This is a genomic window from Stenotrophomonas maltophilia (assembly GCF_003970865.1).
GTDB lineage: Bacteria > Pseudomonadota > Gammaproteobacteria > Xanthomonadales > Xanthomonadaceae > Stenotrophomonas > Stenotrophomonas maltophilia_AR.
This window is the reverse complement of record NZ_RXLZ01000051.1, coordinates 1-13,804: the sequence shown is the minus strand read 5'-3', so window position 1 is coordinate 13,804 and position 13,804 is coordinate 1. Positions and strand designations below refer to the sequence as shown.

The 13,804-nt window shown below is 68.1% G+C and carries 14 protein-coding genes; all 14 read right to left on the bottom strand.

The window, feature by feature from the left end:
• Positions 1-109 precede the first annotated feature (109 nt).
• A complete protein-coding gene (locus EKL94_RS16175) occupies positions 110-1,315 on the bottom strand; it encodes a substrate-binding domain-containing protein (RefSeq protein WP_126929868.1) in 1,206 nt (401 codons plus the stop codon).
• A gap of 271 nt (positions 1,316-1,586) precedes the next feature.
• Positions 1,587-2,786 (bottom strand): type II secretion system inner membrane protein GspF, encoded by a 1,200-nt coding sequence (gene gspF / locus EKL94_RS16170; protein WP_126929867.1) that lies wholly within the window; start codon positions 2,784-2,786, stop codon positions 1,587-1,589.
• A 7-nt stretch (positions 2,787-2,793) separates the two neighbouring features.
• Positions 2,794-4,227, bottom strand: a complete 1,434-nt coding sequence (gene gspE / locus EKL94_RS16165; protein ID WP_126929866.1) for a type II secretion system ATPase GspE — start codon at positions 4,225-4,227, stop codon at positions 2,794-2,796.
• Positions 4,224-6,605, bottom strand: coding sequence for a type II secretion system secretin GspD (gene gspD, locus EKL94_RS16160; RefSeq protein WP_126929865.1), 2,382 nt, complete (start codon positions 6,603-6,605; stop codon positions 4,224-4,226). Before gspD ends, gspE begins: the two co-directional genes overlap by 4 nt.
• Positions 6,602-7,129 carry a type II secretion system protein M gene (gene gspM, locus EKL94_RS16155; RefSeq protein WP_126929864.1) on the bottom strand — a complete coding sequence of 176 codons (528 nt, stop codon included), beginning with the start codon at positions 7,127-7,129 and terminating at the stop codon, positions 6,602-6,604. Before gspM ends, gspD begins: the two co-directional genes overlap by 4 nt.
• Positions 7,126-8,289, bottom strand: a complete 1,164-nt coding sequence (gene gspL, locus EKL94_RS16150; protein WP_126929863.1) for a type II secretion system protein GspL — start codon at positions 8,287-8,289, stop codon at positions 7,126-7,128. Before gspL ends, gspM begins: the two co-directional genes overlap by 4 nt.
• Entirely contained in the window at positions 8,286-9,191 is a 906-nt protein-coding gene (gspK, locus tag EKL94_RS16145; protein ID WP_126929862.1) for a type II secretion system minor pseudopilin GspK, read from the bottom strand. The genes gspL and gspK overlap by 4 nt, the downstream gene beginning before the upstream one ends.
• 9 nt (positions 9,192-9,200) lie before the next feature.
• A complete protein-coding gene (gspG, locus tag EKL94_RS16140; protein WP_005409890.1) occupies positions 9,201-9,638 on the bottom strand; it encodes a type II secretion system major pseudopilin GspG in 438 nt (145 codons plus the stop codon).
• Between the two features lie 57 nt (positions 9,639-9,695).
• Positions 9,696-10,280: a hypothetical protein gene (locus EKL94_RS16135; protein WP_126929861.1), complete on the bottom strand. Its 585-nt coding sequence runs from the start codon at positions 10,278-10,280 to the stop codon at positions 9,696-9,698.
• Between the two features lie 120 nt (positions 10,281-10,400).
• Positions 10,401-10,952, bottom strand: a complete 552-nt coding sequence (locus EKL94_RS16130) for a hypothetical protein (RefSeq protein WP_126929860.1) — start codon at positions 10,950-10,952, stop codon at positions 10,401-10,403.
• Between the two features lie 58 nt (positions 10,953-11,010).
• Positions 11,011-11,991 carry a FecR family protein gene (locus EKL94_RS16125; RefSeq protein WP_126929859.1) on the bottom strand — a complete coding sequence of 327 codons (981 nt, stop codon included), beginning with the start codon at positions 11,989-11,991 and terminating at the stop codon, positions 11,011-11,013.
• A 69-nt stretch (positions 11,992-12,060) separates the two neighbouring features.
• Positions 12,061-12,591, bottom strand: a complete 531-nt coding sequence (locus EKL94_RS16120; protein ID WP_019337777.1) for an RNA polymerase sigma factor — start codon at positions 12,589-12,591, stop codon at positions 12,061-12,063.
• Between the two features lie 16 nt (positions 12,592-12,607).
• Entirely contained in the window at positions 12,608-13,288 is a 681-nt protein-coding gene (locus EKL94_RS16115; RefSeq protein WP_126929858.1) for an STN domain-containing protein, read from the bottom strand.
• A gap of 417 nt (positions 13,289-13,705) precedes the next feature.
• On the bottom strand, positions 13,706-13,804 hold a 99-nt coding region (locus EKL94_RS16110; RefSeq protein ID WP_148105810.1), incomplete at its 5' end, for an IS3 family transposase.

Below are 13,804 nucleotides of genomic sequence, written 5' to 3'. Positions count from 1 at the left end.
ACCCGCCTTCAAGGTGCACAATCGCAGTCCTCAAGACGGAACTCGCCCTCCGATAAAATGGAAAGGCGCCGACCTCTCGGCCGGCGCCCATTTCAGTGCAACCGCTGGATCAGCGGCCGACGCCGGTGGTGCAGGTGTTGGCGTTGCTCAGGCCGTTCGGAGCCGAAGCCGCGATCAGGTTGTTGGCAATCGCTTCACGCCACACCTGGGTCAGCGGGATGAAGCCGTGCGCGCGCACGGCGGCATCGTTGGTGCCAGTGGCGCCGAGGTTGTAATGCGCTTCCAGGAAGTTGCGCACGGCAGTGCGCGGCAGAGCGGTGCGGTAGCACTGGCCGAACACCAGGTTGGTGTAGCCGGCGATCGGGTAGCCGGCCGACGGGTTGGTGAACACCGGGACCCACTTCGCCGGGTTTGCGATGTCGGCAGCAGACGACGGCGGAGCAATGGTGTTCAGGGTGGCAGCAACGCTCACTTCATCCGGCGAGTAGCCCTTCAGCTTGGCAACCTTGGTCGCGTCCTTCAGGTTCGGGATCACGTCCGGGCCGACATAGCCGATGGCGCCGTCATTCGCGTTCACGGCGTTGAACAGCAGGGTGCCAGCGTTGGTGTTCGGAGCGGTCGGCGCGGCTTCGAAGTTGGACGGAATGGTGCTGAACAGGTTGGCGAAGGTCGACTGCACCGAGAACGCCGGGACGCCGCCGGTCAGCTTCAGGGTGGTGCCCGAGACGTCGGCCGGCTGGCAGGCGCTGGTCAGGAAGCGGGTCAGCAGCTCGCTGGTGCCGCTGCTCTCGCTGCGGTAGAAGACCTTGATCGGGCCGCTGCGGCCGGTGCCGATGCTCGACCAGTTGGTGATCTTGCCCGAGAAGATACCGCAGGCCTGGGCCACGGTCAGGTCGACGGAGGAGCCGGCCGGGTCAACCTTGTTGAAGGGAATGGTGACCGAGGTGGCGACCGACGGCAGCTGCAGCAGCGGGCCGAACTTGGTGGTCGAGCTCGCGCTGTTGTAGGTGGTGTTGTAGGTGTCGATCTCGGCCTGGCTCAGCACCGAGTCGCTGCCGGCGAAATGCACGTTGCCCGTGCCGGTCGGGATGAAGATCGCGATCTTGTTTTCCAGGAAGGCCTGCTTGCCCTTGCCCGAACCGGTCACGGCATAGCTGAAGTTCGACGGCAGGATGCTGTCGGTCGAGCCCTTGTACAGGTCGGACGGCAGCGAAGCGCCGCCGCCGTTGACGAGGGACTGCTGGGCCGAAGCGGCACCGGCGGTGGCGAGCAGCGCGGTAGCAACCAGCGCGGCCAGGGTCTTGTACTTGTTCATGATCTTCTCCTGAAGGGTTTACTGCGAAGGGAAACACCAAGGGAGGAACGGTCACTACACGCCTGCTGCCGCCGAGGGCCTCCCAGCCCACTCTGCGGCGACGTGTCCATGCTGGTCCGTGCCGATGACAGGCCGCTTAAGAAACCTGTGGAAGATCGAAAAAAGGTGTGGAGGATTGTGTGGAGAAATCCAGGTCTCAGTAGATCCACGCCATGCGTGGATGCGCCGCCCAGGGTGCGCGTCGGTTGATCCATCCACGCATGGCGTGGATCTACTGCACCAGCTGATTCATTTCCATGATCGGCATCAGCACTGCCAGCACGATCGTCAGCACCACGCCGCCCATCACCAGGATCATGGTCGGCTCCAGCAATGCAGTGAGTGCCATCGCGCGACGCTCGAGCTCGCGCGAGATGGTCTGCGCGGCGCGATCCAGCAGCGGCGCCAGCGAACCGGTCTTCTCGCCACTGGCCACCAGATGCACCAGGATCGGCGGATACACCTTCTGCACCTTCAGCGCAGAGCCAAGCGCGGCACCTTCGCGCACGCGCGCGGACACATCATCTGCACAGCGCGCCAGCAACGCATTGCCCAGGGTCTGCCGCGCGGCCTCCAGTGCGCGCAACAGCGGCACGCCCGCATCCAGCAGGATCGCCAGTGTCGAGGCGAAGCGCGCACTGTTCACACCCAGCACGAAACGCCCGACCATCGGTACCCGCAGCAGCATCGCGTCCCAGCGCAGGCGCAGCTCGGGCCTGCGCAGGGCCAACCGCCAGGCCACAACCAGCGCAGCGATGCCGAGACCCATCCACATGCCCCAGCTGCGCACGAACGCGCTGGCGGCCAGCATCACCTGCGTGAGCATCGGCAACGTCTGCCGCGCCTGCACGAACGCGGTCACGACCTGCGGCACCACGTAGCTGAGCAGGAAGATCACGATCGCCACCGATACCAGGCTGATCGCCGCTGGATAGATGAAGGCGGTCAGCACCTTGGCCTGCAGCGCATTGCGTTCTTCGATGTAGTCGGCCAGGCGCTCCATCACCCGTGCCAGATCGCCGGAGTCTTCACCTGCACCCACCAGCGCCCGATAGATCGGTGGAAAATCGCGTGGCCGTGCTGCCAGCGCCACGGTCAGTCGCTGGCCGGCACGCACGTCGGCGCGTACCGCGGTGAGTGCCTGGGCCACGTGCGGGCGCTCGGCCTGCTCGATCACCGCACTCAATGCGCCTTCCAACGGCAGGCTGGCCGCCAGCAGGCTGGCCAGCTGGCGGGTGGCCCAGGCCAACTCGCTGGCAGACAGCCGGCGTGCGCCCCAGCCACTGCCGGCACTGCGCGCCGCACTCACCTGCACAGGGGTCAGCCCGCGCCCGCGCAGCAGCTGGCGCGCACCGCGCGGGCTGTCGGCGTCCAGCTGGCCTTTCTCGATGCGGCCCTGCGCGTTGGCAGCCTGGTAGTCGAACAGTGCCATGCAGGCCTCAATCGTCGCCGGTGACGCGCAGGATCTCTTCCAGCGTGGTCATCCCGCTGTCGATCCAACGCTGGCCATCCTGCCGCAACGTCCGCATGCCGGCGCGCCGTGCGGCCTCGCGCAGCGCGGGCTCACCCTGCCCTTCATGGATCAACGCACGTACCCGGTCGTCGACCACGAACAGCTCATGGATGCCGGTGCGTCCGCGATAGCCGCTGTTGGCGCAGGCCACGCAGCCCACCGCGCGCCATACGGTACGGCCCTCGCCATCCACCTCGGCACGCCGGCACTGCGTGCACAGCCGCCGCACCAGCCGCTGCGCCAGCACGCCGCGCAACGAGGACGCCAGCAGGAAGGGCTCCACACCCATGTCGGCCAGGCGGGTCACCGCCGAGATCGCGTCGTTGGTGTGCAGCGAGGCCAGCACGCCATGCCCGGTCAGTGACGACTGCACGGCGATCTGTGCGGTTTCCAGGTCGCGGATCTCGCCGATCATGATGGTGTCCGGGTCCTGGCGCAGGATCGCGCGCAGCGCGGTACCAAAGCTCATGCCGATGCGCGCGTTGACCTGGATCTGGCCGATGCCGGCGAAGTCGTACTCCACCGGGTCTTCCACGGTGAGGATGTTGCTGGTGCTGCTGTCGAGCTGGCCCAGCGCGGCATACAGCGAGGTGGTCTTGCCGCTGCCGGTCGGCCCGGTGACCAGCACGATGCCGTGCGGCTGCCGGATCAATCCGGTGAACGTGGCCAGTGTGTCATCGGCCATGCCCAGGCGCTGCAGCTGCAGGCGACCGGCATCCTTTTCCAGCAGGCGCAGCACAGCACGCTCGCCATGCCCGGTCGGCACCGTGGAGACTCGGATATCCAGCGGCCTCCCGCCGACGCGGATCGCGATGCGTCCGTCCTGCGGCAGGCGCTTCTCGGCAATGTTCAGGTGCGCCATGATCTTGATGCGCGATACCAGCGCCGCGTGCAGTGCGCGCCGTGGCTGCACCATGTCGCGCAGCGTGCCGTCCACCCGGTAGCGCACCACCGAATGGGTCTCGAACGGTTCGATGTGCAGGTCGCTGGCGCCATCGCGTGCAGCCTGTGCCAGCAGTGCATTGATCATGCGGATCACCGGTGCATCGTCCTGTGCATCCAGCAGATCGGTGACCTCCGGCATGTCCTGCATCAGCCGGTCCAGATCGACTTCGCTTTCGGCGGCACCGACCACGGCAGCGGCATCACCGCCGTCGCGGTACTGCTCACCCAACCGCTGCTGCCAGGTCGCCGCATCCAGCGCCTGGAACGGCAGCGGGCCATGACGGCGGCGCAGCTCGGCCACGGCCCACGCCGCGGTTTCGGCGGTGCCCAGCAACACCGGCTCGCCGCCCGCCTCGGACAGCATCACCCCATGGCTGCGCACCCAGGCGTAAGGCAGCGGCGCGGCAGCGCTCACGGCCCGATCACCAGTTCCGGCGTGTAGCCCAGCCCGCGCAGCTGCTGCAGTGCCGGGTCCAGCGTCGCCGGATCGCGCGGCAATCGCACGCGCAGGCGTTGCCCACTCTCGCCCGGCGTCGCTTCGGCATAGGCCTGCAGGCCCAGTGCACGCACCTGCGCCACGCCCTGGCTGGCACGCGCCGGGTCCAGTCCCTGTGCGAACTGCACCAGCTGGGCATCGCCCTCACCGGCCGGATACAGCGCTGCCAGGCTGGTGTTCTGCAACGGCTGGCCCTGGCCATCGCGCGCATTGCCCTGCCCGAGCACAGACAGGTCCTGCGGCGGCAGCTGCGGTGCGGACAGCGCCGGCAAGGCCCAGCTCTGTACCGGCTGCGCGCTGGCCTGCGCGTTGCGCATGTAGTCGTAGCGGTCGCGGGTCAGACGCTGGCCGGCGGCGGGGTCGCGCACCACGTGCGGGCGCAGGAACACCATCAGGTTGGTCTTGGAACGCTTGCGCGTATCACTGCGGAACAGCGCCCCCAGCACCGGGATCCTGCCCAGGCCCGGCACCGCATCACGGCCATGGCTGACGTTGTCCTCCAGCAGGCCACCGAGCACCATGATCTGGCCATCGTCCAGCAGCACGCTGGTATCCAACGCACGCTTGTTGGTGATGATGCCGGCGGCACTGTTGGCACTCTGCGCGTCGATGCTGCTGACTTCCTGGTAGATGTCCAGCTTCACCGTGCCGCCCTCGGAAATCTGCGGGCGCACTCGCAGCTTCAGGCCCACGTCCTCGCGCACGATGGTCTGGAACGGGTTGTTGCTGCCACCACCGCCGTCGGTGACGTAGCGGCCGCTGACGAACGGCACGGTCTGGCCGACCATGATGCTGGCTGCCTCGTTATCCAGCGTCATCAGGTTCGGCGTGGACAGGATGTTGGCGCCGCCCTTGCTCTGCAGCGCGTTGGCCAGCGCTTTCATGTTGAGGATCTGGCCGACACCGGGCAGGTTGATGGTGCCGTCGATCACGCCGATCTTCAGGCCATCCTTGGGCAGCACGTCCAGCGTGGTACGCGCGCCGGTATTGAGCCCGCTGCCGCCGGTGGCACCACCGAAGTGGGTGCCACCAAAGGTGCGTCCATTGCCCAGCATCCACTGCACACCCAGCTCAGCCGCGTCGGTCTGGTTGACCTCCACGATCAGGCTCTCGACCAGCACCTGTGCACGGCGCTGGTCGAGCTGGTCGATCACCCGCCGCAGGTTGCGGTACACCGGCTCCGGCGCCGAGATCAGCAGCGTATTGGTGGCCACGTCCGCCTGCACCGAGATGCCGTTCTGGCTGAAGCCGGTGCTTCCCGCGTCGATCGGGTCACGGCGACTCGGATCAAGCCGCTGTGATTCCAGCGCATTGCCCCCGGTCTTGGCCTGCTGCGGCTGCGACGGCTGCGCGGGCGTGGAACGGTTGGCGTCACCCGGCAGTGGCGTGATGCCTTCGTTGCTGCCCATTGCCGGTGCATCGCTCTGCCCGGCCACAACGCCTCGCAGCACACCCGCGAGCTGGTTGGCCTGGGCATTGCGCAGGTAAACCACATGCAGGTTGCCGGACTCGTCCTGGGCGCGGTCCAGCTTCTCCACCAGCTGCCGCGCCAGACGGGTGCGTCCGGGACTGCTGGAGCGCAGCAGCACGCTGTTGCTGCGCGGGTCGGCCATCACCACCACCTTCTGGGTGGGCTCGGCGCCCTGCGCATCCAGCAGCGGCGCGACCATCGCCGCGACGTCAACGGCAATGCCCTGCTGCAGCTTCACCACGTCGGTGTCCATGCCGGCCGGTGTATCGACGCTGGCGATCACCCGCGCGATGCGCTCCAGGTTGTCGGCATAGTCGGTGATCACCAGGGTGTTGTTACCCGGATTGGCAGTGATCGGATTGTCCGGGCTGATCATCGGCCGCAGCACCGCCACCAGCGCCGCCGCGTTCTCGTAGCGCAGCGCGAAGGTGCGCGTGGCGACCTCGCCCCCCGCACCGCCGCTGCCAACGCGGCCACCGAGCAGCTTGGCATCGGCCTGCGGCACCACCCGGCTGACGCCGCCGTTCTCGACCACGGCGAAGCCACGCATGCGCAGTGCGCCCAGCAGCAACTGGTAGGCCTGGGTACGGCTGACCGGGCCATCGGAAACCACCGTCATCTTGCCGGTCACCCGTGGATCGACCAGGAACTGGCGCCCGGTGAAGCGCGCCGCCATGCGCAGCACGCCGCCGATATCGGTATCCACCAGGTTCAACTGCACCGGCTCGTCACGGGTGTCCTGCGCCAGCACTGGCGCCGGCGCGTGGGCCATGCACACGATCAGGGCCAACGCAGTACTGCAGGCAAGGCTGCGCATCGCCCTCATGGGTGGGCACCCACGTTGAGCGCCATCACGATGTTTCCGGAAATCCGTGCCGCCGGCATGTTCGCATCCCCTGTGCGTGTCAGTTGCAGCTGCTGCAGTTCGATGGCCGGATCGGCCAGCACGGGCAGCAGCCAGTTCCACAGCGCGTCGGCGGGCACTGCCTGCACCTGCAGGTGCCAATGCCCGTCGCGCGCTTCGATATGCAGGCCGTCGGCAAGGCCGGCGGTCTTGATGCCATCGCGCAGCCCGGCCAGTGTCGGGTGCTGACCCTGCGCCAGCTGCTGGCGCTCACGGGCGCGCAGCAGCGGTGCCAGTGCGCGGGACTGCGCCTGCAGCCGCGGCAGCTCGGCCTGCCAGTGCGTGCGCTGCTTCAGCAGCGGCTCCAGCCACAACATCCACAGACCCGCCGCCAGCAGCGCCACCACCATCACCCACAGCATCAGCCGGTCGCGCGGTGGCAGGCGCTGCCACCGCTGCTGCAGGCCCGCCAGTTCCCCGCCCAGTCGCAGGGTGCGGGTCGTCACTGTCCAGCTCCGCTCACCCGCAGGCGTCCACCGGCTTCGCGCGCCAGCTGCAGGCCCTGCGCCTGCACCGCCTGCTGCCAGTGCTCAAGCCGCTGCGGATCGTCGGCCAATGCCTGGGCATCGGCATCCAGCTCCACGTCCAGCTGGCCCGGTTGGTAATGCAGGCTGCGCACCTGCCCTGCCAGCTCCGGAACCGCCTGCAGCGTGCCGGCCACCTGACGCTGCAGCGGCGGCAACGGCGGCGCCGGCAGTGGCACGGCCAGTGCTCGCCTTGCCTGCAACACCGGGTCCACCACGTCGGTGATCTCCGGGAAGCGTGCGCTGAACTGGCGCGCCATGTCCTGTTGCAGCGCTTCACCCTCGATCCGCCAACGCGAGACCTGGAGCTGCAGGCCGAGTGCAGCCAGCAGCACTGCTGCCAGTGCCAGGCCGATCGCCAGTCGCGGTGCTTGCCGGCCTGCGCCGGGCAGCGGCAATGACCAGCCTGGCAAGGGGCCAGAGGTCTGCTGTTCATGCGTGACGGCGGTGGCCGGCAGGCTGTCCGGCCACGTCGGCGGCACACCATCGATCCACTGCACAGCCTGCACGCCGGCCTGTTGCAGGCGCACGGCCAGCGCCTGCATCACCGCACAGGCATCACGTCCGCCATACCATTGAACGAAACCCCGATCGCGCCCGCTGCGTACCAGCAGGTGCTCGCCGCTGACCTGCAGCGTGGCATGGCCATCCTGCCAGGGCAGCAGCAACGGCGTCGGATACAGCGCCTGCAGCTGCAGCGCACACGAGGCCAGCAGCTGCTGCGCCTGCGCGATGGCCTGCTGGCCGAGCCAGGCCACCGGAACCGTGCCGTCTGCTGCCTGCGCACCGTGGGCCAGCGCCACCTCCTGCAGGTCATCCAGCAGCATCGCCTCCACCTCACCCTGCAGCGCCGACTGCAGGCGGCGCCCGGACAACGGCGGCAGCTGCAGTTCCAGCAGGATCAGGTCGTTCGGATCGAGGCAGGCGTGCACCGCGGCCTGCGGATGCCGCAGGCCCAGCGCCGCCAGCGTGTCGCGACCGTGAGCCAGCATCTGGCCCTTGTGCAGCTGCGCCCAGTCCACCGCGCTGTCGGCGCGCAGGTGCTCCAGCGCCGGCAGGCGCACCCGAAGCTGCACGTTCATGCGCCGATCCTCGTCCACACCCGTTGCACACGCACCCCATCGTCGCGGTATTCGCGCCACAACAGCGCGCGAAATTCGACCGCGCTGCCGTCAGCCTGCACCTGGCCGACGGCCAGGAACCATTCGCTATGGATACCCAGGGGAAGCACGGCCATCTGTTCGTTGCTCAGTTGGAGTCGGTTGGCGATGTCGCCGCGATTGAGCAGCCAATGGCCAGCATCGCGCTCACCGAGCAGCGCCTGCAGCCGTGCCGGCTCGACCGCGGGCGTCACCGCCTGCAGAACGCGCAGGTCGCTGGTGTTGGCGTTGACCAGGGTCTGCGCCGGCAACACCACGGTGCGCCGCGCCAGCGCCTGCAACGCCACCGGATCGGCACCAGGCAACGCCTGTTCGATCAGTGATTCGCGCGGCAGCGGAGCCTGCGCCTGGATGTCGCCATCGCGCAGGCGCGCCTGGATGTGGTCCGCGGCGGATGCGCAGGCGCCCTGGCCCAGCCCCTGCCCGGCACACAACGCGATGAACGCGCGCCGCGCCTCGGGGTCCGGCCTGCCATGCGCAAGAAGGTTGCGTAGGTTGAACATCGACTGCGCATCGACCAGCTGCAGCTGCACCGGCAACGGCGCCTGCAGCTCCAATGGGCGCGTCCAGCGCCCGCTGCGTACCGTGGTCAGCTGTTCCTTTACATCCTCACGCAGCTGCTGCGCCGCACGCTCCAGCGTTGCGTCCACGGCCATGCGTACCTGTGCGCGCAGCTGATCGCCACGCAGCGCACGCAGCTGGGCCGACTGCCGGGTCAGCAGTGCCGTGGCAATCACCGCCACCAGCGCCACCACCAGCAGGGCGACGATCACCGCCATGCCACGTTGACGGACACTCGAAACAGAACGCATCCGGGCTGACATCGGCCTGCCTCACAGCTGCCAGGAGCCGATGTCCGCGTTCCCGGCGTCGCCACCGGGCTTGCTGTCCGCACCCAGCGAGAACACATCGATGTCGCCGTGGGTGCCTGGTATCTGATACTGGTACGGATGGCCCCACGGGTCATTGGGCAGGCGATCCAGATAGGGCGTGACCGGCATCGCGCCACCGCCCTGCGGTGGCTTCACCAGCGCCTGCAGGCCCTGCTCGGCACTGGGATAGCGTCCGTTGTCCAGCTTGAACAGTTTCAACGCCTGCATCAATGCAGCGATGTCCTGGCGCGCCGCCACTACGCGCGCCTGGTCGGGACGGTCCATCAACCGCGGCACGATCAATGCGGCGAGGATGCCGATGATCACCACCACCACCATGATCTCGATCAGGCTGAAACCCTGCTGCCGAGCCCTGCGACCACGAACCTGCCTTGCCATTGTTCCGCCCTCGTCATCCTGGAAGAGACCGCTGCGCCATGGTCAGCGGTGCATGTGTCAGTACGATAAACATCCGCCGGAAATCCGCTGCGCGTGTGCCTGTGCAGGCGCAACACGTGCAGCCGGGGCACATGCAGACTCGAACAGGTGCGGCGGCACGCTGGCCAGCGCATCGTCGATGCAGCCGCGCAGCAACGGGTGCGCGCAGGCCTGCAGCAGGCGCACGCACTGCATCGGCGACCACGCTGTTCCATGATCGAGGCCGATGAACAACCGATAGGCCTGGTGATAGCGCAGGTCGTCGTACACGCGCTGGGCACTGTTCAGACCGCGCACGACCACCAGCAGGGCCGCGCGCTGCAACAGCCGCGCATCGCCAGCTTCAAGCGGCAGCGAGCTCATGGCCGCCTCGGGCCAGGGCCGCAGCTGCAGGTCGAGGGCTTTTCGCAGCGCCACCAGTGGGTGCGCACTACCATCCAGTGCCGCCCAGCGCGCCGCGTCCGCCCAGGCGTCACTGGACAGCACCCAGACCCAGGAGTGCCCGTAGCGCTGCACATTCAATGGCGTGTGCCGCGCCTGCTCCAGTGACTGGCTCAGGTGACGATCCAGCTCCAGCATGCTGATCCTGCGACTGTCTGCCATCGGCGCCGCCCGTGCTCCGCGACGCGTGGTGCGTCGTACTCTGGAGAAGACGTCAGCAAGGCAGGTGAAGCGACAGCGCGCATGCAGCTCTGTGCACTGCGTGGCGCTTCATCGGCAACGTCATCGCAGCGTCATCTGCCTGCAGGCTTCGCGCTCCAGCCGCGGCGCTTCGCCTCCACAACGGCGTGCCAGTATCGCCACGTCGCTGCGCGCGGCGAATGTTGCCAGCGCATTGGACATGTCCACGTCATCGAACCATGACGCCATCGCAACCCGCAGCGCCGGCAGCTGCCAGCCGTCCATCACACCATGGGTGCCTGCTACGAACCAATGCCAGAGGCGATGGTGAAGCACCTGGTCGTGCAACTGTGCGAGATCCCCAAGGCCATGCATGTCCATCAACAGCAGTGCGCGTGCAAGCGCCGCGGGCGGCAGCGCCCCGGCTTCAGCCAGGGGCAGCGCGTGCTGCTGCAGCCGCAGCAGCATCGCCAGCGGGTGCGACTGCGGATCGAAATCCAGCAGCACCGCCTGTCGCTGCCACTGCGCATCGGACACCACGCACACCCATGGCGAGCCATAGCGATGCACCATCAACGGCCGTCGCTGCGTGGTTTCCAGCAGCGCCGACAGATTGCGACGCAGATCCAGCACACCGATGGTCTCGTTGCGCATCCTTGGCTTCTCCTTGCTTGCAACAGCCCTGCGCGGTGCGCACGGCCAGCGTCTTCATCTATCCAAGGACGGCAATGCCACCCGGAAAGCGACGCAGATCCAGCGACATCGTCAGTCGCAGCTGCTCCAGTGCCGCATCCGGATCATCAATGCGGAAGCGGCCGCTGACCGGCGCGCGCGCCAACGCCGATTCACCCAACAGCACCTTGCCACGCCGGTAGCGGTTGATCTCGTCCACCACCTCGCGCAGCGGTGCGCGGCGGAACACCAGCATGCCCTCGGTCCAGGCGCTCACCTCCGAAGCCACGGCCTCGGCCACCACGCCACTGAGGCGCTCGTCATAGTGGGTCTGCTGGCCGGCCTGCAGCTGCAGCCGGCCCTGCGGATGCTCGATGCGGGCGCTGCCCTGCAGGCAGGTCACCCGTACCTGGCCGTGGGTGTTGCGCACATCCAGGCGCACTGCGCCTTCATCGGCAATCACGCAACCCGGGCCCGCGAACAACGCCAGGCGCAGGCCGGCCTGGGTCTCGATCGCGGCCTGGCCCTGCACCAGCTCGAAGCCTTCGCCCTGCGCGTCCGCGCGGCGGCGAAGGCTGCTCTGCGTATCCAGTTCGATCTTCAGCTGTGGCAAGGGCGCGATCTGCAGACGTTCACCGGTGCCGGTGTGGAAATCGGCCGCCATGGCTGTCACCGAAGGCCACAGCCCCAGCGGCGGGCGGATCGCCGCCACCACTACCAGGCTGGCCGGGGCGGCAATCGCGGCGCCCAGGAAGGCGCGCCGGCTCCAGCGCTGGGCCGGCGTCGGCGCCACCGGTTGACGCGCGGCCGCGGGCAGCTGCTCGCCGGCAAGGCGTACCTGCTCCCATTGCCGGCGCGCACGGCCAAACGCTTCGCGATGGCGCGGGTCAGCCTCACACCAGGTACGGAACCTGCGCCCGTCGGCGGCGGTCGCCTCGCCCGAGGTCAGCCGCACCACCCACGCGTGGGCCTGACGCTCGACGGCATCCAGCGGGCGTTGCGGGCGATCGTCAGGATCCATGGGGGCTCATGCCGGACCCGCACGCTGCGGGGTTCTGCTCGGCGTCAAAGTGTAGACGGATGCCGTCGCTCAGAACCGCACCTGGCGCCCCTGCCCGCTGCGCTCGGCCAGGTAGTCCTGGGCCGCCTTCAGCTCACGCTGCACCAGCCGCAGAGACACGCCAAGGTGATCGGCGACGTCGCGCTGCTGCAGGCCATCGACGCGGATCGCCAGCAGGATGCGGCGACGGCGCTCGGGCATGCGCTGCAGCAGGCCGACCATGTCTTCCAGTGCGAAGTCCAGTTCGGCCGCCTGCGCCGGGCCGGGTGCAGGGTCGGCCATGTCCATCAGCGTATCCACCTCCTCCAGGCTCAGCAGGCGGTGATCTGCTCGTTGGCGGTCGATCACGGTATTCATCGCCATGCGCAGCAGGTAGGCCGCGGGGTTCTGCACGGCATCCAGACGGTCACGGCGCGCACTCAGGCGCATCCAGGTGTCCTGCAGCGCGTCGCCGGCCAGCTCCTCCGACCCCAGCTTGCGCACCAACCGGCGCTTCAGCTCATCGTAGGCACCCAGAAGGTGGTCCATCAGGTCAACTGCCCCAGCCGTACCGTTGCTCATGTTCGAATCCTTGAAGTCATGGAAGGGGCGCGCGCCGGCCACAGTCGTGGTCGGTGCCGGAAGGTCGGATCTGCAGCGTTACCGGCTGCGGCAGCGCGGCGGCCTCGGGCGCCAGCACCAGGCCCTGCAGCGCCTGCAGCAGGCGCGCATCGCGGCGGGCGCTGCCGCTGCCTGACAACAGCTCGGGCGCATGCACCTGGCCTTCACTGTCGACACGGAAACGCAGCGTCGCGGCATAGCGGCCGGGCGCGATCTCCGGGTCGTCACAGAACGCTGCACGCAGGCGCTGCTGCAACCCGCCGTAGCGATGCCGACGTTCCGCATCCGGGAGTTCGGCGCCGACACCGGATTCGGCGGCCGAGGGCGTGCCCCGGCGCAGCACCACGCGCTGCTCGCCGATCACCTCGGCCTCGATACCGGAGTCCTGCAACAGCATGCGCAGTGCGGGCAGCGGCGGCAGGCTGGCGCGCAGCGCATGGCTGCTGCGGCCCGCGGCAAGATCGCCCGGGTACATCACCGACCACCCACTGATGACACTGAAGCGCTCGACCGCCTGTTCCAGCGGCTGCGCGGGGATGTCGTAGGCATGAACACCATCCTGCGCGGCAGCGGCAAAGGACAGCAGCAGCCATGCGGCGATGGCCACCTTCCAAGTTCTGACCGCATGGTGTCCATTCAGCCCCCTGACGTAGAACACATGACCCTCGGCAGCGACAGCAGCTGCAGTGGACGCGCACCACGACCGGAACCCCGGCCCGCGCGCGACCAGCAAGCGGGCTCAAACCGTACCGGGGCCACATGTCATTGCGATGACCGCCGCCCACGGCCTGGCGTCGAGGCAGGCTCCGTGGAACCAGTCAGGCGTCAGGCGTTAGGCGTCAGGAGTCAGGAGTCAATGAATCGAACAGACATGATCATCTGCGCACAGGGGTCAGAGCCCGTGCCGACCCAAACGTGTCGACCAAGGTCGACACCCACCAGGAGCAGCTCATGCCGTTCCGGCAGATCGTGGAAATCTGTCGAAGGCGGGGTGGGTCCGGTTGCAGGGGTGTCCGCGGCATGGATGCCGCGGCCAAGCCCCCATGGTGAAGTGACCCCCGAGACTTGGACGGGGTCAGGCGGCCGATTGGGCCCGCTCCCGGTACTTTACCGGGCTCAGGCCTTTCAATTTCAATTTGATGCGCTCTTCGTTGTAGTACTGGATGTATTCCAC

What these genes read in the sequence shown, in the direction of transcription:
- gspL (WP_126929863.1), bottom strand. Translation starts at nt 8,289, where the DNA reads ATGAACGTGCAGCTTCGGGTGCGCCTGCCGGCGCTGGAGCACCTGCGC.
- gspF (WP_126929867.1), bottom strand. Translation starts at nt 2,786, where the DNA reads ATGGCACTGTTCGACTACCAGGCTGCCAACGCGCAGGGCCGCATCGAG.
- EKL94_RS16175 (WP_126929868.1), bottom strand. Translation starts at nt 1,315, where the DNA reads ATGAACAAGTACAAGACCCTGGCCGCGCTGGTTGCTACCGCGCTGCTC.
- gspG (WP_005409890.1), bottom strand. Translation starts at nt 9,638, where the DNA reads ATGGCAAGGCAGGTTCGTGGTCGCAGGGCTCGGCAGCAGGGTTTCAGC.
- gspK (WP_126929862.1), bottom strand. Translation starts at nt 9,191, where the DNA reads ATGTCAGCCCGGATGCGTTCTGTTTCGAGTGTCCGTCAACGTGGCATG.
- EKL94_RS16130 (WP_126929860.1), bottom strand. Translation starts at nt 10,952, where the DNA reads ATGCGCAACGAGACCATCGGTGTGCTGGATCTGCGTCGCAATCTGTCG.
- EKL94_RS16120 (WP_019337777.1), bottom strand. Translation starts at nt 12,591, where the DNA reads ATGAGCAACGGTACGGCTGGGGCAGTTGACCTGATGGACCACCTTCTG.
- EKL94_RS16135 (WP_126929861.1), bottom strand. Translation starts at nt 10,280, where the DNA reads ATGGCAGACAGTCGCAGGATCAGCATGCTGGAGCTGGATCGTCACCTG.
- EKL94_RS16125 (WP_126929859.1), bottom strand. Translation starts at nt 11,991, where the DNA reads ATGGATCCTGACGATCGCCCGCAACGCCCGCTGGATGCCGTCGAGCGT.
- gspD (WP_126929865.1), bottom strand. Translation starts at nt 6,605, where the DNA reads ATGAGGGCGATGCGCAGCCTTGCCTGCAGTACTGCGTTGGCCCTGATC.